A 282-nucleotide genomic window follows, 5' to 3' on the forward strand; every position below is an offset into this window, starting at 1 on the left:
CCGGGAGGTACTAGCTTAATCATTTCCTCTATTGTTAAAACAACTTGACTTAACTGTTTATATATTTCAGCTAATACATCTATCTGCTTGGCGTGAAATGTGCTAAACTTTGTGTGCTCTCTCTGCAGAATAGCCTTTTGAAGTTCAGATAAGTAGTTAAATGCCCAAGTCAAAAAAGAACCAATAATCGCTCCCCCAATACCTATTACAACTGTTAAAGCTCCATCCATACTTTCCTTCGGCAATTATGCGACCTGTTTGCCCTTTCTGATGGCTTTTATG

The 282-nt window shown here is 38.3% G+C and carries 1 protein-coding gene; it reads right to left on the reverse strand.

Going from position 1 to position 282, the window contains the following annotated elements; translation table 11 throughout:
- Positions 1 to 230 (reverse strand): hypothetical protein (locus tag OB13_RS18975; protein ID WP_461491758.1); only part of this gene is annotated, 230 nt, incomplete at its 3' end.
- Positions 231 to 282 lie beyond the last annotated feature (52 nt).

It is taken from the genome of Pontibacter sp. HJ8 (genome assembly GCF_054824225.1).